The 22161-nt window shown below is 73.2% G+C and carries 18 protein-coding genes; 6 read left to right on the top strand and 12 right to left on the bottom strand.

The window, feature by feature from the left end; genetic code table 11:
• Positions 1–5 precede the first annotated feature (5 nt).
• The 5 genes from ACYVG5_RS03400 to ACYVG5_RS03380 all read right to left on the bottom strand — a co-directional run bounded on the left by ACYVG5_RS03400 (position 6) and on the right by ACYVG5_RS03380 (position 6606).
• The gene (locus ACYVG5_RS03400; protein ID WP_222046599.1) at positions 6–350 is read right to left on the bottom strand and encodes a non-heme iron oxygenase ferredoxin subunit; all 345 of its coding nucleotides are present in this window, start codon (positions 348–350) and stop codon (positions 6–8) included.
• A gap of 3 nt (positions 351–353) precedes the next feature.
• Positions 354–1703: a Fe-S cluster assembly protein SufD gene (sufD, locus tag ACYVG5_RS03395; RefSeq protein WP_222046597.1), complete on the bottom strand. Its 1350-nt coding sequence runs from the start codon at positions 1701–1703 to the stop codon at positions 354–356.
• Positions 1703–3109, bottom strand: a complete 1407-nt coding sequence (sufB, locus tag ACYVG5_RS03390; RefSeq protein ID WP_460682997.1) for a Fe-S cluster assembly protein SufB — start codon at positions 3107–3109, stop codon at positions 1703–1705. The genes sufD and sufB overlap by 1 nt, the downstream gene beginning before the upstream one ends.
• A gap of 47 nt (positions 3110–3156) precedes the next feature.
• Positions 3157–3996, bottom strand: a complete 840-nt coding sequence (locus ACYVG5_RS03385; protein ID WP_222046592.1) for a helix-turn-helix transcriptional regulator — start codon at positions 3994–3996, stop codon at positions 3157–3159.
• A 72-nt stretch (positions 3997–4068) separates the two neighbouring features.
• Positions 4069–6606, bottom strand: coding sequence for an ATP-dependent Clp protease ATP-binding subunit (locus ACYVG5_RS03380; RefSeq protein WP_222046590.1), 2538 nt, complete (start codon positions 6604–6606; stop codon positions 4069–4071).
• Positions 6607–6783: 177 nt separating this feature from the next.
• Between ACYVG5_RS03380 and ACYVG5_RS03375 the strand changes: the two genes are divergently transcribed.
• The gene (locus ACYVG5_RS03375; protein ID WP_222046588.1) at positions 6784–7737 is read left to right on the top strand and encodes a COX15/CtaA family protein; all 954 of its coding nucleotides are present in this window, start codon (positions 6784–6786) and stop codon (positions 7735–7737) included.
• 62 nt (positions 7738–7799) lie between these two features.
• On the opposite strand, the gene ACYVG5_RS03370 is transcribed toward ACYVG5_RS03375, so the two are convergent.
• Positions 7800–8723, bottom strand: a complete 924-nt coding sequence (locus tag ACYVG5_RS03370) for a heme o synthase (RefSeq protein WP_222046586.1) — start codon at positions 8721–8723, stop codon at positions 7800–7802.
• 317 nt (positions 8724–9040) lie between these two features.
• Between ACYVG5_RS03370 and tkt the strand changes: the two genes are divergently transcribed.
• The 5 genes from tkt to ACYVG5_RS03345 all read left to right on the top strand — a co-directional run bounded on the left by tkt (position 9041) and on the right by ACYVG5_RS03345 (position 16221).
• Positions 9041–11266, top strand: coding sequence for a transketolase (gene tkt, locus ACYVG5_RS03365; protein WP_222046582.1), 2226 nt, complete (start codon positions 9041–9043; stop codon positions 11264–11266).
• Between the two features lie 85 nt (positions 11267–11351).
• Entirely contained in the window at positions 11352–12458 is a 1107-nt protein-coding gene (gene tal / locus ACYVG5_RS03360) for a transaldolase (protein ID WP_222046580.1), read from the top strand.
• A 145-nt stretch (positions 12459–12603) separates the two neighbouring features.
• On the top strand, positions 12604–14121 hold the full coding sequence (gene zwf / locus ACYVG5_RS03355; protein ID WP_222046578.1) for a glucose-6-phosphate dehydrogenase: 1518 nt from the start codon (positions 12604–12606) through the stop codon (positions 14119–14121).
• A 58-nt stretch (positions 14122–14179) separates the two neighbouring features.
• Positions 14180–15307, top strand: a complete 1128-nt coding sequence (locus ACYVG5_RS03350) for a glucose-6-phosphate dehydrogenase assembly protein OpcA (RefSeq protein WP_222046576.1) — start codon at positions 14180–14182, stop codon at positions 15305–15307.
• Between the two features lie 98 nt (positions 15308–15405).
• On the top strand, positions 15406–16221 hold the full coding sequence (locus tag ACYVG5_RS03345; RefSeq protein ID WP_222046978.1) for a 6-phosphogluconolactonase: 816 nt from the start codon (positions 15406–15408) through the stop codon (positions 16219–16221).
• 61 nt (positions 16222–16282) lie between these two features.
• Here the strand turns inward: ACYVG5_RS03345 and ACYVG5_RS03340 are convergent, their stop codons facing one another.
• The 6 genes from ACYVG5_RS03340 to gap all read right to left on the bottom strand — a co-directional run bounded on the left by ACYVG5_RS03340 (position 16283) and on the right by gap (position 21996).
• A complete protein-coding gene (locus tag ACYVG5_RS03340) occupies positions 16283–16624 on the bottom strand; it encodes an RNA polymerase-binding protein RbpA (RefSeq protein WP_222046574.1) in 342 nt (113 codons plus the stop codon).
• A gap of 196 nt (positions 16625–16820) precedes the next feature.
• On the bottom strand, positions 16821–17057 hold the full coding sequence (gene secG, locus ACYVG5_RS03335; protein WP_246629819.1) for a preprotein translocase subunit SecG: 237 nt from the start codon (positions 17055–17057) through the stop codon (positions 16821–16823).
• Positions 17058–17173: 116 nt separating this feature from the next.
• Positions 17174–18937: an ABC transporter substrate-binding protein gene (locus tag ACYVG5_RS03330; protein WP_222046572.1), complete on the bottom strand. Its 1764-nt coding sequence runs from the start codon at positions 18935–18937 to the stop codon at positions 17174–17176.
• A 38-nt stretch (positions 18938–18975) separates the two neighbouring features.
• Positions 18976–19788: a triose-phosphate isomerase gene (tpiA, locus tag ACYVG5_RS03325; RefSeq protein ID WP_222046570.1), complete on the bottom strand. Its 813-nt coding sequence runs from the start codon at positions 19786–19788 to the stop codon at positions 18976–18978.
• A gap of 10 nt (positions 19789–19798) precedes the next feature.
• Positions 19799–20992 (bottom strand): phosphoglycerate kinase, encoded by a 1194-nt coding sequence (locus ACYVG5_RS03320; RefSeq protein ID WP_222046568.1) that lies wholly within the window; start codon positions 20990–20992, stop codon positions 19799–19801.
• The gene (gene gap / locus ACYVG5_RS03315) at positions 20992–21996 is read right to left on the bottom strand and encodes a type I glyceraldehyde-3-phosphate dehydrogenase (protein ID WP_222046566.1); all 1005 of its coding nucleotides are present in this window, start codon (positions 21994–21996) and stop codon (positions 20992–20994) included. The genes ACYVG5_RS03320 and gap overlap by 1 nt, the downstream gene beginning before the upstream one ends.
• Between the last annotated feature and the right edge of the window lie 165 nt (positions 21997–22161).

Genomic DNA, 22161 nt, shown 5'->3' with positions numbered 1-22161 from the left:
GCTCCTCAGTTGCTGGCCACGGCGATGGGGGCGTCGACGTCCACGAGCACGTCGTCACCCTCCACCCGGACCGGGTAGACGGGCACCGGCTCGGTGGCCGGGAGGTTCGTGGGCTGGCCGGTGCGCAGGTCGAAGCAGGACCCGTGCATGGCGCACTCGATGGTGGGCGCGCCGTCGACCTCGTCGACGTCGCCGTCGCTCAGCGGGACGTCGGCGTGCGAGCAGACGTCCTGGATCGCGTAGATCTCGCCGTCGAGCTGGACGACGGCGACGTCCACGCGGGCGAGCTCCATCCGCAGGGACCCCTCCTCGGGCACCTCGGACAGCGCGCAGACCCGCTCGTACGTCATGGGTCAGACCACCTCGACGGGCTGCTCGTCCAGCTCCGGCAGGGCACCGAGGCGGGCCTCGATGGTGCGCATCAGCCGGTCCTGCAGGTCGGGGAGCCCGATGTGCTGGACGACGTCGGCGAAGAAGCCGCGCACGACCAGGCGCCGCGCGGTCTCGGCGTCGATGCCGCGGGAGCAGAGGTAGAACAGCTGCTCGTCGTCGAACCGGCCGGTGGCGCTGGCGTGGCCGGCGCCGACGATCTCGCCGGTCTCGATCTCCAGGTTGGGCACCGAGTCGGCGCGGGCCCCGTCGGTGAGCACCAGGTTGCGGTTGAGCTCGTAGGTGTCGGTGCCGGTGGCCGCGGGGCGGATCCGGACGTCACCGACCCAGACCGTGTGCGCCTCCTCCCCCTGCAGCGCGCCCTTGTAGACGACGTTGCTGCGGCAGTTCGGCGTGCCGTGGTCGACCCACAGCCGGTGCTCCTGGTGCTGCGTCCCGTCGGCGAAGTAGACGCCGTAGAGGTCCGCGGAGCCGCCGGGGCCGGCGTACTGGACGTTGCTGACCAGCCGGACGAGGTCACCGCCGAGGGTGACGACGACCTGCTTGAGGCTGGCATCCCGGCCGATGACGGCGTCGTACTGACCGCCGTGCACGGTGCCGGGCGCCCAGTCCTGCACCGAGACGACGGTCAGCTGCGCACCGTCGCCCAGCAGGAAGGCCACGCCACCGGAGTAGCGGGCCAGGCCGCTGTGATCGAGCACGACGGTGGCCTGGGCGAACTGCCCGACCTCGACGACGAGCTGACCCCAGACGACCGCGTCGTCGGCGGCGGCGTCCGGACCGGTGCCGGACAGCCCCAGGGTGACCGGGCGGTCGAGCACGGCTTCCTTGGCGATCCGGACGACGGCCGCGCCACCGCTGCGCTGCCGGGTGAGCGCGGCGAGCCGGTCGACCGGCTCGGGCAGGCTCTTGAGCAGTGGGTCGCCCGCCTCCACGGAGGTGAGCTCGACGCCCTCGGGCAGGTCGGTCTCCCACCGGAGGGAGGCAGAGGACCCGGGAGCGGGCGCAGCGCCGTCCAGCAGCGGGCGGATGCGGCGCATCGGGGTGAACCGCCACTCCTCCTCGCGGCCGGTGGGGACACCGAAGGCGTCCGGGTCGGTGGAGGTGAGACGCTCGGCCGGCGAGCCGGTCGGGGTCGGGCCGCCGTGCGAGTGCGAGCCGGGGCCCGCCTCGCCGGCAGCGCCGGTGCCGGCGGCCGGGGTGGTCGGCGGGCCGGCCTGCGCGCCGACGCCGGGAGCGAACAGCTCCGAGGCGAGGGCGGCGGACCCGTCCGCGGCGGTCTCGGTGTGGGTGTTCTGCGAACTTGCCGACATCAGCCGACGGCACCTTCCATCTGGAGCTCGATGAGGCGGTTGAGCTCGAGGGCGTACTCCATCGGCAGCTCCCGGGCGATGGGCTCGACGAAGCCGCGCACGACCATCGCCATCGCCTCGTCCTCGGACATGCCGCGGCTCATCAGGTAGAAGAGCTGGTCCTCGCTCACGCGGGACACGGTCGCCTCGTGGCCCATGGACACGTCGTCCTCGCGGACGTCGACGTAGGGGTAGGTGTCCGAGCGGCTGATCGTGTCGACGAGCAGCGCATCGCACTTCACCGTGGACCGGGAGCCGTAGGCGCCCTCGTCGATCTGCACCAGGCCGCGGTAGGACGTGCGGCCACCGCCGCGCGCCACCGACTTGCTGATGATGTTCGACGAGGTGTGCGGTGCGGCGTGCACCATCTTCGCGCCGGCGTCCTGGTGCTGGCCCTCACCGGCGAAGGCGATGGAGAGCACCTCGCCCTTGGCGTGCTCACCGGTCATCCACACGGCCGGGTACTTCATCGTCACCTTGGAGCCGATGTTGCCGTCGACCCACTCCATGGTCGCGCCCTCGTGGGCCACGGCCCGCTTGGTGACCAGGTTGTAGACGTTGTTCGACCAGTTCTGGATGGTCGTGTACCGGCAGCGCGCGTTCTTCTTGACGATGATCTCGACGACGGCGGAGTGCAGCGAGTCGCTCTTGTAGATCGGTGCGGTGCAGCCCTCGACGTAGTGCACGTACGCGCCCTCGTCGATGATCATCAGGGTGCGCTCGAACTGGCCCATGTTCTCGGTGTTGATCCGGAAGTAGGCCTGCAGCGGGATCTCCACGTGCACGCCCTTCGGCACGTAGATGAACGAGCCACCGGACCACACCGCGGTGTTCAGCGCGGCGAACTTGTTGTCCCCGGAGGGGATCACCGAGCCGAAGTACTCACGGAACAGGTCCTCGTGCTCGCGGAGCGCCGTGTCGGTGTCCAGGAACAGGACGCCCTGCTCCTCGAGGTCCTCACGGATCTTGTGGTAGACGACCTCGGACTCGTACTGGGCGGCGACACCGGAGACCAGGCGCTGCTTCTCCGCCTCGGGGATGCCGAGCTTGTCGTAGGTGTTCTTGATGTCCGCCGGGAGGTCGTCCCAGGTGGCTGCCTGCGCCTCGGTCGACTTCACGAAGTACTTGATGTTCTGGAAGTCGATGCCGGACAGGTCCGAGCCCCAGTCGGGCATGGGCTTCTTGCCGAAGAGCTTGAGGGCCTTGAGCCGGCGCTCGAGCATCCACTCCGGCTCGCCCTTGCGCGTGGAGATGTCGCGGACGACGTCCTCGTTGATCCCTCGGCGGGCCGAGGCGCCGGCGACGTCGGCGTCCGCCCAGCCGTACTTGTAACGACCGAGCGAGTCGATCTGCTCGTCCTGCGTCATGGGGGCACTGGCCTCGGGCGTGGTCGCCACGGGCTGCTGGGTGCTGGTCATGCGGGGGTCCTCTCCCGGTCGATCGAGGGGGTCGCTGCAGTGCTGGCGCCGGCGTGTTCCCGCGAGGGCGTGGAGTGCGCGGCGCGACCAGCAGGTACAGGGCGTGCGGGGGCGGCTTTGTTCCCTCCGCGGAGGGTGAACTGCCCCGGTATGTGGGTGGTGCAGATGCCATCGCCGTGGGCGATGGTGGCCAGCCGCTGGACGTGCGTACCGACCAGGCGGCCGATGACCGCGGTCTCAGCCTCGCACAGCTGCGGGAACTCGGCCGCGACGTGGGCGACCGGGCAGTGCAGCTGGCAGAGCTGGCCGCCGCCGGAGATCGCCGACGCGCTGGCCGCGTAGCCCTCCGCGCTCAGCGCCACCGCCAGCACCTGGGCCCGGTCGACGACCTCGCCGTCGACCGCACCGGCCTGGGCGCCGGCGACCGCCGTCGAGCAGCGCTGCTCGAGGCCGGCCAGCTGCTGCTCGGCCACCTCGCGGACGGCGTCGGGGCCACCGGAGGCGGCCACGAAGCGCAGCGCGGTGAGCGCCAGGTCGTCGTAGGCGTGCGGAAAGGCCGAGCGGCCGGTGTCGGTCAGCGTGAACCGGCGGGCCGGACGCCCCCGGCCGCGGCGCCCGGCACCGAAGGAGCCCGGCCCCGCGCCCTCGGCCACCCGGCCGGCGGCGACCAGGGCGTCCAGGTGGCGGCGGACCGCTGCCGGGGACACGCCCAGCCGGGCGGCGAGCTCGGCCGCGGTCTGCGGGCCGTGGTCGAGGAGCAGCGCGCTGACCCGGTCGCGGGTGCGCCCGTCGTCTGCCGGAGCGGGGCTCCGGACGGTCGCTGCAGCGGTTTCCACAACACGAGTGTGTGCTATTTCCGGGAGCCCGCAAGCAAGGCGGCCCTTACCTGCGGGCTCCCGGGACGGCCGTCACACCGAGGCGGCGACCGTGTCGTCGACGTCTCCGTCGGAGACGGCGAACTCCAGTCCGCCGTCCCCCACCGCGGCCACCACCTGCTGCCCGGCCCGGAGCCCGCCGCCGAGCACCAGCCGGGACACCGGGTTGTCGACCTCCCGCTGGATGGCCCGGCGCAGCGGCCGGGCGCCGAAGGTCGGCTCGTGGCCGCGCTCGGCCAGCCAGGTCACCGCCTCCGGGGCGACCTCCAGCGTGATGTCCTGCGCCGCCAGGCGCCGCCGGGTCTCGTCCAGCAGCAGGTCGGTGATCCGGGTCAGCTGCTCGGTCTCCAGCTGGCGGAAGACGACGATCTCGTCGATCCGGTTGAGGAACTCGGGCCGGAACGCCTCCCGCAGCCGCCGCATCACCTGGTCGCGCAGGTCGTTGCCCGCGTTGCCGCCGGCGGTGAAGCCCAGCGGTCCGCGGCCGGCGTTGACGATCGCCTCCGAGCCGAGGTTGCTGGTCATGACCACCACGGTGTTGGCGAAGGAGACCGTGCGGCCCTGGGAGTCGGTGAGCCGGCCGTCGTCGAGCACCTGCAGCAGGGTGTTGAAGACGTCGGGGTGCGCCTTCTCCACCTCGTCGAGCAGCACCACCGAGTACGGGTTGCGCCGCACGGCCTCGGTCAGCTGCCCGGCGTCCTCGTAGCCGACGTACCCAGGGGGCGAGCCGACCAGCCGGCTGATCGTGTGCCGCTCCTGGAACTCGCTCATGTCCAGCCGCACCATCCGGTCGGAGTCGCCGAACAGCGCCTCGGCCAGCGCCCGGGCCAGCTCCGTCTTGCCGACGCCGGTCGGGCCGAGGAACAGGAAGCTGCCGATCGGCCGGTCGGGATCCCCCAGGCCGGCCCGCGAGCGGCGGATCGCCTCGGAGACGACCTCGACCGCCTCGTCCTGGCCGATCACCCGCTCGTGCAGCACGTCCTCCAGCCGCAGCAGCCGGTCGCGCTCCTCCTCGGTGAGCTGGGTGACCGGGATGCCGGTGGCCCGGGAGACCACCTCGGCGATCTCCGCCGTCCCCACCTCGGGGATGCCCGCGTCGCCGCCGGTCCGGGCCCGCTCGAGCTCCGCCGTGGCGGCCGCGATCTCGTCGCGCAGCGTCGAGGCGCGCTCGTAGTGCTCGGCCGCCACCGCCTGGTCCTTCTCGCGCTGCAGCCGGTCGACCTCCTGCTCCAGGGAGCGCAGGTCGGTGGTCGGCGTCTTTACCCGCAGTCGCACCCGGGCGCCGGCCTGGTCGATCAGGTCGATCGCCTTGTCCGGCAGGTGCCGGTCGGCGACGTACCGGTCGGACAGCTCGGCGGCCGCGACCAGCGCCTCGTCGGTGAACCGCACCTGGTGGTGGGCCTCGTACCGGTCGCGCAGGCCGCGCAGGATCTCGATGGTGTCCAGCGTGCTGGGCTCGGGCACGAGGATGGGCTGGAAGCGCCGCTCCAGGGCCGGGTCCCGCTCGATGCTCGTGCGGTACTCGTCCAGGGTGGTGGCACCGATGACGTGCAGCTCGCCGCGGGCCAGCGCCGGCTTGAGCATGTTGCCCGCGCCGGCCGAGCCCTCCGAGCCACCGGCGTTGACCACCGTGTGCAGCTCGTCGATGAAGACCAGCAGCGAGTCGCTGTTGTCGCGGATCTCGTCGATGACCTTCTTCAGCCGCTCCTCGAAGTCGCCGCGGTAGCGGGTGCCGGCCACCAGGCCGGTGAGGTCGAGTTCCACCAGGCGCCGCCCGCGCAGCTGGTCGGGGACGTCCCCGACCGCGATCTGCGCCGCGATGCCCTCCACGATGGCGGTCTTGCCGACACCGGCCTCACCGATCAGCACCGGGTTGTTCTTGTTCCGCCGGGACAGGACCTCGATCGTCTGCTCGATCTCGGCGGCCCGGCCGATGACCGGGTCGATCCGGCCGCTGCGGGCCAGGTCGGTGAGGTCCCGGCCGAACTCGTCGAGCGTCGGGGTCTTCGACGGCGGCTGCTCGCCGCCCTGGCCGCTGCCGCGCGGCGCGCCCGCACCCGCCGCCCCCCGCTGCAGCGCCTCCGGCGTGACCCGGGCACCGTGCAGCACCCGGCCGGCACCGGACTCGGGGTTGAGGGCCAGGGCGAACAGCAGGTGCTCGGGCCCGATGTAGGTGGAACCGCTGGCCCGGGACACCTGGTGCGCGTCCAGCAGGGCCCGCTTGGCCGCCGGCGTCAGCGCCGGCGGCTGCCCGGTGGGCTGCCCGCGCCGCAGCTGGGCCTCCAGCTGGCTGCGCAGCGCACCGCCGTCCGCGCCGGCCCGGGCCAGCAGGGTGGCGGTCGGCTCGTGGCCGGCGAGCGCCCACAGCAGGTGCTCGCAGTCCAGGTCGGGGCTGCCCCACTCGGCGGCCTGCCGGGCGGCGCTGGACACCACCTCACGGGCCTGGTCGCTGAGCAGCTGGGTGATGTCCACCCGTTGCATGCCCCGGCGGGCACCGGGGCCCGTGAAAGCCTGGAAGAAGTCGTCGAAGGGGCCGCCCCCGAAAGGGGAGCCGAAGAAACCGCTGGTCATGGGATCGCTGCTCTCTCTCGCGTCGTCCGTACCGGTGCTCGCCTACCCACCGGGACGCCGCGCACCGCAGTCAGCGGAAGTGGATGTGGTCCGCCGGGTCTGCGCTCGTCCGGGTGGGCCGCCGTCCGACTGATTCCGCCGGGGGCGGGGGCACCTGCGGTCAGTAGCATCGACGGGGTGTCAGTTCTTCCCGCGACGGTGCGCAACTCCACGGTGTCCCGGCTCGCACTGGCGAGCGTGGTGGCCAACGGCCTGATCGTGCTGACCGGCGGCGTCGTCCGCCTGACCGGCTCCGGGCTGGGCTGCCCCACCTGGCCGCGCTGCACCGAGGAGAGCTTCGTGAGCACCCCCGAGCTCGCCGTCCACGGGGTGATCGAGTTCGGCAACCGGCTGCTCACCTTCGTGCTCGTCGCCGTCGCCGCGGCCACCCTGATCGCGGTGTTCCGCTCGGCCCGCCGTGACCTGCGGCGCTGGGCGGTGCTCGCCTTCCTCGGCATCCCGGCCCAGGGCGTGGTGGGCGGCATCACGGTGCTCACCGGGTTGAACCCGTACACGGTGGCCGCGCACTTCCTGGTGTCGATCGGCCTGGTGGCCATCACCACGACGATGTGGCTGCGCTCCCGGGAGCCGGGTGTCGGGCAGCTGCTCGTCCGGCGGCCGTTCGCGCTGCTGGCCCGCGGCATCGCCGCCGCCACCGCGCTGGTCCTGATCATCGGCACCCTGGTCACCGGCAGCGGCCCGCACAGCGGCGACCCGGACGCCGGCCGCACCGGCTGGGACCCGGCGCTGGTCAGCCAGCTGCACGCCGACGTCGTGTTCCTGCTCGTCGGTCTGACCGTCGCCCTGCTGGTGGCCCTGCACGCCACCGACTCCCCCGGCCGGGTCCGCCGGGCCGCCCGCGACCTGCTCGTCGTGGAACTGGCCCAGGGCGTCGTCGGCTACGTGCAGTACTTCACCGACCTGCCGATCGTGCTGGTGCTGGTGCACATGGCCGGGGCGGTGCTGATCACCGTCTACGCGGCCCGGCTGCTGTGGTCGGTGCGCGGCCCGGCGTCCGAGCTGCCCGTCGACGATGACACCGCCGTCCTCCGGACGGCACCGCGGCCAGGAGCCGTTCCCCGGCCGTCATGAGCCGCTGAGGTCCCTCAGTCGTCGAACGGACTGCGCCGCGGCGGGGGCGGCGGGGTCCTTCTTCAGACCAGGACGTCGACGACCAGGGCGATCGACAGCAACGTCATGTAGGTGATCGACACCGAGAACAGCCGCATCGGGCGGTCGGGCACGCCCGCCTTGATCCGGCTCAGCCAGGCGTGCGACTCCCCGACGTACCAGGCACCCAGACCCAGCGTGGCGATGCCGGTGGTCCAGCCCAGCAGCGGCGTCACCGGCACCATCAGGAGCGAGGTGCCCAGGGTGCCCCAGGCCCAGCCGACGGACTGGCGCCCGACGCTGACCGGTCCGGCGACGACCGAGAGCATGGGCACCCCGGCCCGGAAGTAGTCGTAGCGGAAGCGGCTGGCCAGCGCCCAGAAGTGCGGCATCTGCCAGCAGAAGACGATGCCGAAGAAGACGAGGGCCGGCCAGTCCAGCGAACCGGTGACCGCGGCCCAGCCGATCAGCACCGGAGCGGCGCCCGGCAGCCCACCGAAGACGGTGTTGTGCCGGGTCCGGCGCTTGAGCACCATCGTGTAGACCACGGAGTAGGCCAGCACCGCGCCGGCCGCGAGGGCGGTGGCCAGCGGCGTGGTGAACAAGCCGAGCAGAACCAGCGAGACCCACGCCAGCAGGACGCCGAAGTACAGCGCGGCACGGGGCTCGATCACCCCGCTGGGGATCGGCCGGTCCCGGGTGCGGGACATCAGCCGGTCGATGTCCCGGTCGTACCAGCAGTTGATCGTGTTGGCGGCCCCGGCGGCGAGCATCCCACCGACCAGGGTGGCCACGACCAGGCCCGTGCCCGGCCAGCCCCCGGCCGCGAGCATCATCGCCGGCAGGGTGGTGACCAGCAGCAGCTCGACGAGCTTGGGCTTGGTCAGCGACACGTACGCGCCCACCGTCGTGCGGGCCGAACGGAGTGCCCGGGCGCGGTCGACGGGGCGGTCGGCGATCGCCGTCACCGGATCCCCGGGAGGCCGGCATCGCGCGGGCAGCAGGGCACCACGAGGTCCTTCTCAGCCGGGGATGGGTTGCCCCTCCACTGTAGCCCCGCCCCCGGCGGGGAACGGCCGGGCACCACTAGGCTTGATCACGTTGATGCTGCGCGCGCAGCGGGTAGGGCAGTCGACGATGACGACGACGCACCTGCCACCCCAGGACGGGAACGGACCCGACCGGGCGACCGTGGCGCGCGCCGTCGTCCGCCCGGGGCGGGTGAACTCCGCGCCCCCGGGCGGTCCGCCACCCGACCGATCCCCGAGGGAGCACCGAGCGCCAGATGACCGCTGACAGTGGGACCAAGAGCACCCGGGCCGAGGCCCCGGCCGAGGCCGCGAGCGACGCCCCCACCGGTTCGCCCCGGCAGCCGACCCCGACCCTGCCCGACAGCTTCGGCGACCTCGACCGCAGGGCGATCGACACCGCCCGGGTGCTGGCCATGGACGCGGTCCAGAAGGTCGGCAACGGCCATCCCGGCACCGCGATGAGCATGGCACCGGTCGCGTACCTGCTGTTCCAGAAATGGCTGCGGCACGACCCCAGCGACCCGAACTGGGTGGCCCGCGACCGCTTCGTCCTGTCCATGGGGCACTCCAGCCTGACCCTGTACGTGCAGCTGTACCTCTCCGGCTACGGCCTGGAGCTCGACGATCTCCAGGCGCTGCGCACCTGGGGCTCGCTGACCCCCGGCCACCCCGAGGTCAACCACACCCCCGGTGTGGAGACCACCACCGGCCCGCTGGGCCAGGGCGTGGGCAACGCGGTCGGGATGGCGATGGCCGCCCGCCGCGAGCGCGGGCTGCTCGACCCGGAGGCCGCGGAGGGCGAGAGCCTGTTCGACCACACCATCTGGGCCTTCGCCTCCGACGGCGACCTGGAGGAGGGCGTCAGCGGCGAGGCCTCCTCGATCGCCGGCACCCAGCGACTGGGCAACCTCGTCCTGGTGTACGACGACAACGAGATCTCCATCGAGGACGACACGAACGTGGCGTTCACCGAGGACGTCGGCCAGCGCTACGAGGCCTATGGCTGGCACGTGCAGCACGTGGACGACGGCGAGGACCTCGCCGCCGTCGACGCCGCGTTCGCCGCCGCCAAGGCCGAGACCACCCGTCCGTCGATCATCGTGCTGCGCACCATCATCGGCTGGCCGGCACCCAACAAGCAGAACACCGGCGCCGCGCACGGCTCGGCCCTCGGCGACGACGAGGTCGCGGCGACCAAGCGGATCCTCGGCATGGACCCGGAGAAGTCCTTCGACGTCGCGCCGGAGGTCATCGAGCACGCCCGCAAGGTGGTGGACCGCGGCCAGCAGGCCCACACGGCCTGGCAGGAGCGGTTCGCCGCCTGGGAGCGGGCCAACCCCGACGCCGCCGCGCTGCTGTCCCGGATGTCCACCCGCACGCTGCCCGAGGGCTGGTCCGACGAGCTGCCGAGCTGGCCCGCCGACGCCAAGGGCGTGGCCACCCGGAAGGCCTCGGGCGAAGTGCTGGCCGCCCTCTACCCGAAGGTGCCCGAGCTGTGGGGCGGGTCGGCCGACCTGGCGGAGAGCAACAACACCGCGGTCAAGGGCGAACCGTCGTTCCTGCCGGCCGACCGGCAGACCAAGATGTGGTCCGGCGGGCCCTACGGCCGCACCCTGCACTTCGGCGTCCGCGAGCACGCGATGGGCGCGATCATGAACGGCATCGCGCTGCACGGCGGCACCCGCGTCTACGGCGGCACGTTCCTCACCTTCTCCGACTACATGCGCGGCGCGGTGCGGCTGGCCGCACTCATGCAGCTGCCGGTCACCTACGTGTGGACCCACGACTCCATCGGTCTGGGCGAGGACGGCCCCACCCACCAGCCGATCGAGCACCTGGCCGCGCTGCGCGCGATCCCCGGGCTGGACGTCGTCCGTCCCGCGGACGCCAACGAGGTCGCGGTGGCCTGGCGCACGATCCTCGAGCACAACGACCGGCCGGCCGGGATCGTCCTGTCCCGGCAGAACCTGCCCGTCTTCGACCGCGAGCAGGTCAGCTCCGCCGAGGGCGTCGCCCGCGGCGGGTACGTGCTCGCCGAGGCGTCGGGTGACACCCCCGAGGTGATCCTCATGGGCACCGGCTCGGAGGTGCAGATCGCCGTGGCCGCCCGCGAGACGCTGGAGGCCGACGGCGTTCCGACCCGGGTCGTCTCCCTGCCGTGCGTCGAGTGGTTCTCCGACCAGGACGACGCCTACCGCAACGAGGTGCTCCCGCCCACGGTGCGCGCCCGGGTGAGCGTCGAGGCCGCCGTCCCGATGGGGTGGCGGGAGTTCGTCGGCGACGCCGGCCGGATCGTCGGGCTCAACCACTACGGCGCGAGTGCGGCCTACACCGTGCTCTACGAGGAGTTCGGCCTGACCGCCGACGCAGTGGTGTCCGCCGCCCGCGAGAGCCTGCAGGCCGCGTCCGCCGACGTCGCGGTCCCGGCCGGCCCGGGCGCCTCGCGCGGCGGCCTGGACAACCCCACCGGCGACCGTTGAAGGACCCCGTCCTCCCCACCCTTCGCAAGCTCAGGGTGGGACCCGGGACAGGGCCATGAAGATCCCCCTAGGAAGGACCTGACTGATGACCCAGAACGAGAACCTCGCAGAGCTGTCGAAGGCAGGGGTCGCCGTCTGGCTCGACGACCTCTCCCGGGACCGGATCCGCAGCGGGAACCTGCAGTCGCTGGTCGACGAGCGCAGCGTCGTCGGGGTCACCACGAACCCGTCGATCTTCGCCGCGGCGATCAGCGGCTCGGACTCCTACGACGACCAGCTGCACGCGATGGCCGTCCGCAAGGTGAGCGTCGACGAGGCGCTGCGCACCATCACCGCGGCCGACGTCCGGGACGCCTGCGACCTGCTCGCGCCGGTCGCCGCCCGCACCGGCCGGGACGGCCGGGTGTCGCTGGAGGTGGCGCCCGGGCTGGCCCGGGACACCGACGCCACCGCCGCGGAGGCCGCCCACCTGTGGTGGCTGGTCGACCGGCCGAACCTGTTCATCAAGATCCCGGCCACCGTCGAGGGGCTCCCGGCGATCACCACCTCGATCGCCGCCGGGATCAGCGTCAACGTCACGTTGATCTTCAGCCTCGAGCGGTACCGGGCCGTGATGGACGCCTACCTCGCCGGTCTCGAGCAGCGGCTGGCCGCGGACCCGCAGGTGTCCTTCGAGGGCATCGAGTCCGTGGCGTCGTTCTTCGTGTCCCGGGTGGACACCGAGATCGACAAGCGGCTCGACGCCAGCGGTGCCGACGCCTCGCTCAAGGGCAAGGCCGGTGTCGCCAACGCCCAGCTGGCCTACCAGGCCTACGAGGAGGTGTTCTCCTCCGACCGCTGGAAGGCGCTGGAGTCGCACGGGGCCCGGCCGCAGCGGCCGCTGTGGGCGTCGACCGGGGTCAAGAATCCCGAGTACTCCGACACCCTCTACATCAGCGAGCTCATCGCGCCCGACACGGTGAACACCATGCCGGAGAAGACCCTCCAGGCCTATGCCGACCACGGGCAGGCCGGCATCCCGGCCCAGTCGGCCTACGCCGACGCCGAGGGCGTGCTCAAGGCCGTCGCCGAGGCCGGGGTCGACCTCGACGACGTCTTCCGCGTGCTCGAGGACGAGGGCGTGCAGAAGTTCGCCGACGCCTGGGACGAGCTGACCGACTCGGTCAAGGAGCAACTGGAGGACAAGAAGTGAGTGGCAGGACCCCCCTGCCCCCCTGCAGGAAGCCCTGACCCTCCCCCGCCGCCCGGTGCAGCGCAGCCCCGGGCGGCGGGCGCACTCCCATCCGCACCACCTCCCGCACCACCGAGGACCTCCCGCACCACCGAGGACGGAGACCATGACCACCAACCCGCTGCGCGATCCGCGGGACCGGCGGCTGCCCCGGGTGCCCGAGCCCTGTGCGCTGGTGGTCTTCGGCATCACCGGCGATCTCGCCCGCAAGAAGCTGCTGCCCGCGGTCTACGACCTCGCCAACCGGGGGCTGCTGCCCACCAACTTCGCGCTGCTGGGCTTCGCCCGCCGGGACTGGGGCGACGTCGAGTTCGCCGAGCTGGCCCGCGCGGCCGCCCGTGAGCACGCCCGCACTCCATGGCGCGAGGAGGTCTGGGAGCGGCTGGCCAACAGCGTCCGCTTCGTGCAGGGCTCCTTCGACGACGACACCGCCTTCGACGAGCTGGCAGGCAACCTGGCCGAGCTCGAGGGCAGCCACGGCATCGGCGGCAACGCCGCCTTCTACCTGTCGATCCCACCGGCCATGTTCCCGGTGGTGCTCAAGCAGATGCAGCGCACCGGGATGGCCGACAGCACCCCCGACCGGTGGCGCCGGGTCGTGGTGGAGAAGCCGTTCGGCACCGACCTGCCCTCCAGCCGGGAGCTCAACGAACTGGTCGACTCGGTGTTCAGCGCCGACGACGTCTTCCGGATCGACCACTACCTGGGCAAGGAGACGGTCCAGAACCTGCTGGCCCTCCGCTTCGCCAACACCCTGTTCGAGCCGATCTGGAACGGCCACCACGTCGACTCGGTGCAGATCACCATGGCCGAGGACGTGGGGATCGGCGGCCGGGCCGGGTTCTACGACCAGACCGGCGCCGCCCGTGACGTGCTGCAGAACCACCTCCTGCAGCTGTTGGCGCTCACCGCCATGGAGGAGCCTGTCGAGTTCTCCGCCGAGGAGATCCGCACCGAGAAGCTCAAGGTGCTGCGCGCGGTGTCGGCGCCCAGCGACATGGCCACCTTCGCCGTCCGCGGGCAGTACGAGCAGGGCTGGCTCGCCGGCCAGCGCGCCCGCGGCTACCGGCAGGAGGACGGCGTCGACCCCGACTCGACGACCGAGACCTACGCCGCCGTCCGGCTGGGCGTCGAGACCCGCCGCTGGGCGGGCGTGCCGTTCTACGTGCGGACCGGCAAGCGGCTGCCCCGTCGGGTCACCGAGATCGCCCTGTCGTTCCGCCGCGCGCCGCACCTGCCCTTCGCGCCGACCGACACCGAGGAGCTGGGCCACAACCAGCTGGTGATCCGGGTCCAGCCCGACGAGGGGGTCACGCTGAAGTTCGGCTCGAAGGTGCCCGGCAGCGTGATGGAGGTCCGCGACGTCGCGATGGACTTCCTCTACGGCGAGCAGTTCACCGAGGCCAGCCCCGAGGCCTACGAGCGGCTGCTGCTCGACGTCCTGCTCGGTGACGCGACGCTGTTCCCGCGGAACGCCGAGGTGGAGGCGTCCTGGGCCGTCATCGACCCGCTCGAGCAGTTCTGGGCCGACACCGAGCCCCATCCGTACCGGGCCGGCGAGTGGGGCCCGCGGGCGGCCGAGGAGATGCTCGCCGCCGAGGGCCGGCAGTGGCGCCGGCCGTGATCGGGCCGGCGACCCGGCACCCGGCTCCTCCCGCCCCTCCCCCGAACGGAGCAACCCCATGACCACGCTCTGGGACACCACCGGCTCGGCCGTGGTCAAGGAGCTCGCTGCCCAGCGGCGCACCGGTGGCGCGGTGATGAGCGGGGTGGCCCTCACCCTGGTCGTCGTCGCCGACGAGGGCCGGGTCGCCGAGGCCGAGGAGGCCGCCACCGCCGCCGCGGAGGTGCACCCGTGCCGGCTGCTCGTCGTCATCCGACGGCAGATCGACGCGCCCATGCCGCGGCTGGACGCCGAGGTGCTGATCGGTGGCCGGCTCGGCCCGGGGGAAGCCGTGGTGATGCGGATGTACGGCCGGCTCGGCCTGCACGCCGAGTCCGTCGTGCTGCCCCTGCTGGCCGCCGACGCCCCCGTGGTCACCTGGTGGCACGAGCGGCCACCGGCGCGGATCGCCACCGACGCGCTGGGCGTCATCGCCAACCGCCGGGTCACCGACTGCTCGATGGCCGAGGACCCGCTGGAGGCACTGCGGGTCCGGGCGGAGGACTACGCGCCCGGCGACACCGACCTCACCTGGACCCGGAGCACGCCGTGGCGGGCCACGCTCGCCTCCACCCTCGACTCGGTGGCCGGGCGGCGCGGTGGCGCCGTGCGGGTGCTCGGCGGGCAGGTCGAGGGCGACCCGGCCAACGCCACCGCCCAGCTGATCGCCGGCTGGCTGTCCGCCCGCTGCGGATGCCGGATCTCCGTCGTGCCGAGCACCCGGACGCCGGCCTCGTCGGGGGTCGACGGCGTGGTGCTGCAGCTGGACGAGGACGAGGAGCTGCGGCTGCAGGACGACCGCAAGGGGAGCGCGGTCATCACCCAGCCCTACCGTCCCGATGCCGTCGTGGCCCTGCCGGACCAGTCCCTCGGCGAGCTGATCGGTGAGGAGCTACGCCGGCTGGACTCCGACGAGCCGTACAGCGAGGCACTGGAGACGGCCACCGGGGTGGCCGGGCTCTCCGAGCACCCGGCCGGCCGGGAGCACGTCTGGTTCGACCCGATGCGCCCGGCCGACGCCGGCACCCCGGCTCCCACGGTCCCCGCGGACTCGGAGGGCACGGACGAGGTGGCCGAGGCCGGCGAGGACGACGACGCTGCCGACGATCCGGCGGCCTCCCCCGACGAGCAGGCGGTGCCCCGGTGACGCACTCCCCCGGCGAGCGGATCGCGGCGGCCCTGAAGAAGGACCCTCCTGCCCCCCACCGCTCGCACGCTCGCGGCGGGCCCCTACAGGAGGGCCACGTGCCGGACGTGGTGGTCGAGCCGGACGCCGACCAGCTCGCCCGCTCGGTCGCCTCCGCCCTGGTCGCCCGGCTGTCCGCGGCGCAGGCCGTGCACGGCACCGCGTCGGTCGTGCTCACCGGCGGCGGCATCGGTACCGCGGTGATGAAGCACGCCGCCGCCCTGGCCGCCGAGCCCGAGCACGCCGTCGTCGACTGGTCGGGCGTGGACGTGTGGTGGGGCGACGAGCGCTTCGTTCCCGGGAACGACGACGAGCGCAACGAGAGGGCCGCCCGCCGGGTGCTGCTCGACCCGGTGGGCGTACCGGCCGGACGGGTGCATGCGATGCCCGCCTCGGACACCCGGTTCGCCGAGCCCGAGGACGCCGCCGCCTGGTACGCCGACGAGCTCACGGCGGCCGCCACGCGACCTGAGCTGACGGCCCCCCCGCAGGGTCCCGCCGCGAGCTCGCGAGCGGTGGGGGGCGGGGGGATCCTTCAACTCCCCCGCTTCGACGTGCTACTGCTCGGCATGGGGGCCGAGGGCCACGTGGCCTCGATCTTCCCGGAGTCGCCGGCGGTCACCGCGGAGCGCACGGTGGTCGCGGTCCGGGACTGCCCGAAGCCGCCGCCCACCCGGATCAGCCTGACCCTGCCTGCCATCTGCTCGGCCGAGGAGGTCTGGCTGCTCGTGTCCGGTGAGGCCAAGGCACCCGCCGTGGCCCGGGCGCTGTCCGGGGCGGCACCGACGGACGTGCCCGCGGCCGGCGCCCGCGGCACCCGGGCCACCCGCTGGCTGCTGGATGCCGCCGCGGCCAGCCGGCTCCCCCGGACCTGACGCGGCCCCCTGCAGGGTCCCGCCGCGAGCTCGCGAGCGGTGGGGGGCAGGGGGTCCTTTCTCAGGCGCCGCGGCGGGCGCGCAGGCGGGTCAGCGCCTCCTCGAGCAGGGCGTCACCGTCGGCGTCGCTGCGCCGCTCCCGGACGTAGGCCAGATGGGTCTTGTACGGCTCGGTCCGCGGCGCCGGCGGCGGGTTGTGCTGATCGGTGCCGGCGGGGAGCCCGCACCGCGGGCAGTCCCAGTTCACCGGCACCTCGACCTCCATGGCGAAGGCGATGCGGGACTCGTGCCCGTTCGCGCACCAGAAGTCGACCCTGCGCCGCGGTGCCGTCTCGCCCCGCTCGGCCTCACCCATCGGACCCGCGCCGACCCGGCTTCCCCGGATCGCGTTGCCACCAGCCACGATCGCTCCCCTGACGGCCGCGTGCTGCGGCCACGTCCTGCGGCACCGGAGTTGATCACCGCTCGGGCAGTCTAGGGCCAACGACGCCCTGCTCAGGTCACGATGCGGACACCCTGCGTACCGGCTCGCTGCGGACCGGTCGGTTCGGTGCCGGAAATCCGCCCCAGCGGCGGGTGCCGGGCGCTGTCGCCCGGGTTCAGCCGGCCTTGATGAGGATGCCGAGGGCGACGATGCAGACCGTCCATACCATCCCGGCGAACACGGTCAGCCGGTTGAGGTTCTTCTCCACCACCGACGATCCGGACAGCTGTGAGGCGACCGCGCCACCGAACATCGACGACAGGCCACCACCCTTGCCCCGGTGCAGCAGGATCAGGACGATCAGCAGCACGCTGGTGAGGACCAGCATGATGTTCAGGACGAGCTCGATCATGGACGTGTCTCCTGTCCCGTGGACCACGGGGGTGTGGGCGTGCACCCGGACGGTCGGGGGCTCTCGACGGTCCAGCCTAACCGACGGGGGTCAGCCGGCACCGGCGTCACGCCCGCTCAGCGAACACCGGCGGTCGCGACGTCGTAGCTGCTGTACGGCCGCATGACCACGCCGTTGCGCAGCCGCTGCCCGGCGAGCAGCTGCACCCTGTTCTCCGCCAGCGGAACGTACGCCCCGGTGGCCGCCGCCGCGGCCGCGACCTGCCACCAGGCGTCGGTGGCCGCCGCCGGATCCGGGGCCGCCCGGGCGGCGTCGACCAGCGCATTGACCCCCGGGTCGGCCAGCCGGGCGTAGTTGGTGTTGCCCACCGCCCTGATGGAGCGCCCGTCGACGAGCGGCACCAGGAACGACGGGGGGGTCGGGAAGTCGGCCGTCCAGGTGGCCATGACCAGGCCGTAGCCGGCGGCGGTGACCGCGTCCGGCTTACCGACGCCGGCGGCGTAGTAGGTCGCCGGGTCCAGCGGCCGGACCTCGGCCTGGATGCCGACCTCGGCGAGGTCCGCGGCCAGGGACTCCGCGACAGCGACGCTGGTGGTCGCGTCGGCCACCGCCAGCACGGTGCCGAACCCGTCGGGCTTGCCACAGGCGGCCAGCGCCTCCCGGGCGGCGGCCAGGTCCGGCTCCGGGTCCGGGTCCTCCGGCGCCCCCGCCAGTGCCCGCGGCCACAGCTGCGAGACCCGCACCGCGTGCTGCGCGCCGCCGAGAGCGTCCTGCACCGCCGACCGGTCGACGACGGCGGCCACGGCTGCCCGGCAGTGCGGGTTGTCCATCGGCGCGACGGTGGTGGGCAGCGCGAGCAGCCGGATCGCGCCACTGGTCACGTCGTCGATGCGCGCGGCCAGGTCGCCGTCGTCGAGCCGGCTGATGGTCGCCTGGTGCACCCCGGTGCCGGACAGGTCGATGTCGGCCGACCCGGCCAGCAGCGCCTGGTCCCGCGCGACGGCGGTGAGGCCGGTGCGCACCAGCACCTCGTCGGGCAACGCGGTGCGGACGTCGTCGGTGGCCGGGTCCCACTGCGGGTTGCGGGCCAGCCGGACGCCGACCTGGGGGTCGACCGAGGTGATCGCGTAGGGGCCCGTGGAGACCGGGTCCCGGCCGTAGTCACCGGCGGTGTCGGCATCGAGGGGTACCGGGCTCGAGGAGGGCAGCGCCATCACGAACGGGAAGTCCGGCGACGGAGTGCGGAGGGTGAAGACGATGGTGCGGTCATCGGGGGTGGCGATGGAGGGCAGCCCCAGCCGGCCGGGCGACTCGTCCTGGTACGGGCCGGCGTAGGGGTCGGCCGGGTCGTCGAGCAGGTCCACGACGTAGGTGGGCCCGCCCACGACGACGTCCGAGGCGAACGACCGCTCGATGCCGTACTTGACGTCCCGTGAGGTGATCGGCTGCCCGGTCTCGAACCGCACTCCCTCGCGCAACGTGAAGGTCCAGGTGCGGCCGCCGTCCGGGCTGGTGCCCAGGTCGGTGGCCAGGTCAGGCACCAGCTCGTCGGTGTGGCCGGGTTCGGACGAGTAGGTGACCAGCGTGCGGACGTAGAGCCGCATCAGGTTCCAGACCCCCGGGAGGTAGGACCGCTGCGGGTCCAGGCTGTCCAGTGGTCCCGTCACCAGCCGCAGGGTGCCGCCGGCCGCGTCGGACGGGGCGCGGACGCCGCCCACCCCCGCGTCCGGCTCACCCACCTGGGTCGGGACGCCGGCCGCGCCACTGTTGCCGCCGCCACACCCGGCGACGAGCAGGAGGCAGGCCAGCGCGGCAACGCACCGGCCCGCCCCCCGGCGGGTGCGGGGGCGGGCCGGCGCGTGCTCGGTACGGCTGTTCAACTGGGTGCTGCTCCGCCCCGGTTCGGGCCGGCGGCAGCTCAGCTGCCGTCGGCGGCGGTCCGACAGATGGACGCGAACTCGTCGGCGTCCAGGCTGGCCCCGCCGACGAGGGCCCCGTCGACGTCCGGCCCGGCGAGGATCCCGGCGGTGTTGCCGGCCTTGACCGACCCGCCGTAGAGGATACGGACCACCGCCGCCGTCTCCGGGCCGTATCGCTCGGCGAGCCGCGCGCGCAGCGCCCCACAGACCTCTTGCGCATCATCGGGGGTGGCGACCTCACCGGTGCCGATCGCCCACACCGGCTCGTAGGCGATCACGAGCTCCTGCAGCCGGTCGGCCGCCAGCCCCTCGAGGGCGGCGTCGAGCTGCCCGGTGCAGTGGCCGACGTGCTCCCCGGCCCGGCGGACGTCGAGACCCTCCCCCACGCACAGCACCGGGACGAGGCCGTGCCGGAGAGCCGCCTGCACCTTGGCGGCGACGATCGCGTCGTCCTCGCCGTGCAGCGCGCGCCGCTCGGAGTGGCCCACCAGCACGTACCGGCAGGCCAGCGCGGCCAGCATCGCGCCGCTGACCTCACCGGTGTACGCGCCGGAATCGTGCGCCGACAGGTCCTGCGCGCCGTACCCGATCTCCAGCTTGTCGCCGGCGATCAGGGTCTGGACGCTGCGCAGGGCCGTGAACGGCGGGACGACGACCACCTCGGCCGCCTCCAGCTGCGGTTCCTTCAGCGAGAAGGCCAGCTTCTGCACCAGGCCGATGGCCTCCAGGTGCGTGAGGTGCATCTTCCAGTTGCCGGCGATCAGCGGACGGCGACCCTCCCGGGGAGCGCGGGCCTTGCTCGTGCGTGCCATGCCCGCCTCCTCAGTTCGCCAGCACCGCGAGGCCCGGGAGTTCCCGGCCCTCGAGGTGCTCCAGCGACGCGCCGCCGCCGGTGCTGATGTGGCCGTAGGCGGACTCGTCCAGCCCGAGCTGCCGCACCGCGGCCGCCGAGTCGCCACCGCCGACGACGGACAGCCCGTCGACGTCCGCCACCGCCTGGGCCACCCCGCGGGTGCCGGCGGTGAACGGAGCGAGCTCGAACACGCCCATCGGCCCGTTCCAGAACACCGTGCGCGCCCCGGCCAGCTTCCCGGCGAAGAGCTCGACCGTCCGCGGGCCGACATCCAGCCCCAGCTGCCCGTCCGGGATCTCCGCGACGGGGACGACGGTCGTCTCGACGTCGGCGCTGAACTCCGGGGCGCAGACCACGTCGACCGGCAGGACCAGGCGGTCGCCGGCCTCGGCCAGCAGCCGGCGGCAGGTGTCGACCTGGTCGGCCTCCAGCAGCGAGCCGCCCACCCCGTGGCCATGTGCGGCCAGGAAGGTGAAGCACATGCCACCGCCGACCAGCAGGGTGTCGACCTTGGGCAGCAGCGCCTCGATGACGGCGAGCTTGTCGCTGACCTTCGAGCCACCGAGGACGACGACGTAGGGCCGCTCGGGGTTCTCCGTCAGCCGGTCGAGCACCTCGAGCTCGCGGGCGACCAGCCGGCCGGCCGCGTGCGGGAGCCGCTCGGCGACGTCGAACACCGAGGCGTGCTTGCGGTGCACCGCCCCGAAGGCGTCGTCGACGTAGAGCTCGGCCAGGCCGGCCAGCCGGTCGGCGAGCTCGCCGCGGGCGGCGTCGTCCTTGCTGGTCTCAGCCGCCTCGAACCGGACGTTCTCCAGCATCAGCACCTCGCCGTCGGCGAGCGCCGCGGCCCGGGCCGTGGCGTCCGGGCCGGCGACGTCGGCCGCGAGCGGCACCGGGGTGCCGAGCAGCTCGGCGAGCCGGGCGGCCACCGGGGCGAGCGAGAACTGCGGGTCCGGCTCGCCCTTGGGCCGGCCCAGGTGGGCGGCCACGACGACCCGGGCACCGGCGTCGCGCAGCGCCGAGATCGTCGGCAGGCTGGCCTTGATCCGGCCGTCGTCGGTGATCTCGCGGGTGGCCTTGTCCAGGGGGACGTTCAGGTCGGCGCGCAGCAGCACGCGCCGACCCGACACCCCGTCAGCGACGAGCTCGTCGACGGACCTCATCAGAGCTTGCTGCCCACCAGCGCGACGGAGTCGACCAGGCGGTTGGAGTAGCCCCACTCGTTGTCGTACCAGCCGACGACCTTCACCTGGTTGCCGAAGACCTTGGTCAGGCCGGAGTCGTAGATGCACGACGCCGGGTCGGTGACGATGTCGGAGGAGACGATCGGCGCGTCGGTGTAGACCAGGTAGGGCGCCAGCGGGCCGTCAGCAGCGGCCTTGTAGGCGGCGTTGACCTCCTCGACGGTGACCTCGCGGGACAGCGTGACGGTGAGGTCGGTCGCGGAGCCGGTCGGGACCGGGACGCGCAGCGCGTAGCCGTCGAGCTTGCCCTTGAGCTCGGGCAGCACGAGGCCGATGGCCTTCGCCGCACCGGTGGAGGTCGGGACGATGTTCAGCGCGGCGGCGCGGGCGCGGCGGAGGTCCTTGTGCGGGCCGTCCTGCAGGTTCTGGTCGGCGGTGTAGGCGTGGATCGTGGTCATCAGGCCACGCTCGATGCCGAAGGCGTCGTTGAGCACCTTGGCCAGCGGGGCCAGGCAGTTCGTGGTGCAGGACGCGTTGCTGATGATCGTCTGCGTGCCGTCGTACTGCTCGTGGTTGACGCCCATGACGATCGTGAGGTCGTCGTCGGTGGCCGGCGCGGAGATGATGACCTTCTTGGCGCCGCCGGCATCGACGTGCTTGCGGGCGTCGGCCGCCTTGGTGAAGAAGCCGGTCGACTCGACGACCACGTCGACGCCCAGCTCACCCCACGGCAGGTTGGCCGGGTCGCGCTCGGCCAGCACCTTGATGGTGGTGCCGCCGACCTTGATGCCGTCGCCGACGACCGAGACGTCCTCGGCCAGCTTGCCCAGGATGCTGTCGTACTTCAGCAGGTGCGCGAGCGTCTCCGGGGTGGTCAGGTCGTTGACCGCCACGATCTCGATGTCCGCGCCGCTGGCGGCGGCCGCCCGGTAGAAGTTGCGGCCGATCCGGCCGAACCCGTTGATCCCCACCCGTACCGTCACTGCTGACCTCCATGAGCCCGAGCTGCGCACCGGTGGCAGCGCGTGCGCGCGGCCACATGTCCGGGTCAGCCTATCGGCCCTGCCGCAGCCCGGCCCGGCCCCCTCGGGACCCGGGCCGTTGGTCCCGGCCACCCTTCAGGGGCCCGCGCCGAGCCTGCGAGGCGT

The sequence above is a fragment of the Modestobacter lapidis genome, assembly GCF_054780755.1.
The sequence above is the reverse complement of the archived record's forward strand: the minus strand, read 5'-3'. Positions and strand labels throughout refer to the sequence as shown.

Excerpts from the sequence above, each read along its gene's own strand:
- ACYVG5_RS03400 (WP_222046599.1), bottom strand. The coding sequence starts at position 350 with ATGACGTACGAGCGGGTCTGCGCGCTGTCCGAGGTGCCCGAGGAGGGG.
- sufD (WP_222046597.1), bottom strand. The coding sequence starts at position 1,703 with ATGTCGGCAAGTTCGCAGAACACCCACACCGAGACCGCCGCGGACGGG.
- sufB (WP_460682997.1), bottom strand. The coding sequence starts at position 3,109 with ATGACGCAGGACGAGCAGATCGACTCGCTCGGTCGTTACAAGTACGGC.
- ACYVG5_RS03380 (WP_222046590.1), bottom strand. The coding sequence starts at position 6,606 with ATGACCAGCGGTTTCTTCGGCTCCCCTTTCGGGGGCGGCCCCTTCGAC.
- tkt (WP_222046582.1), top strand. The coding sequence starts at position 9,041 with ATGACCGCTGACAGTGGGACCAAGAGCACCCGGGCCGAGGCCCCGGCC.
- tal (WP_222046580.1), top strand. The coding sequence starts at position 11,352 with ATGACCCAGAACGAGAACCTCGCAGAGCTGTCGAAGGCAGGGGTCGCC.
- zwf (WP_222046578.1), top strand. The coding sequence starts at position 12,604 with ATGACCACCAACCCGCTGCGCGATCCGCGGGACCGGCGGCTGCCCCGG.
- ACYVG5_RS03350 (WP_222046576.1), top strand. The coding sequence starts at position 14,180 with ATGACCACGCTCTGGGACACCACCGGCTCGGCCGTGGTCAAGGAGCTC.
- secG (WP_246629819.1), bottom strand. The coding sequence starts at position 17,057 with ATGATCGAGCTCGTCCTGAACATCATGCTGGTCCTCACCAGCGTGCTG.
- tpiA (WP_222046570.1), bottom strand. The coding sequence starts at position 19,788 with ATGGCACGCACGAGCAAGGCCCGCGCTCCCCGGGAGGGTCGCCGTCCG.
- ACYVG5_RS03320 (WP_222046568.1), bottom strand. The coding sequence starts at position 20,992 with ATGAGGTCCGTCGACGAGCTCGTCGCTGACGGGGTGTCGGGTCGGCGC.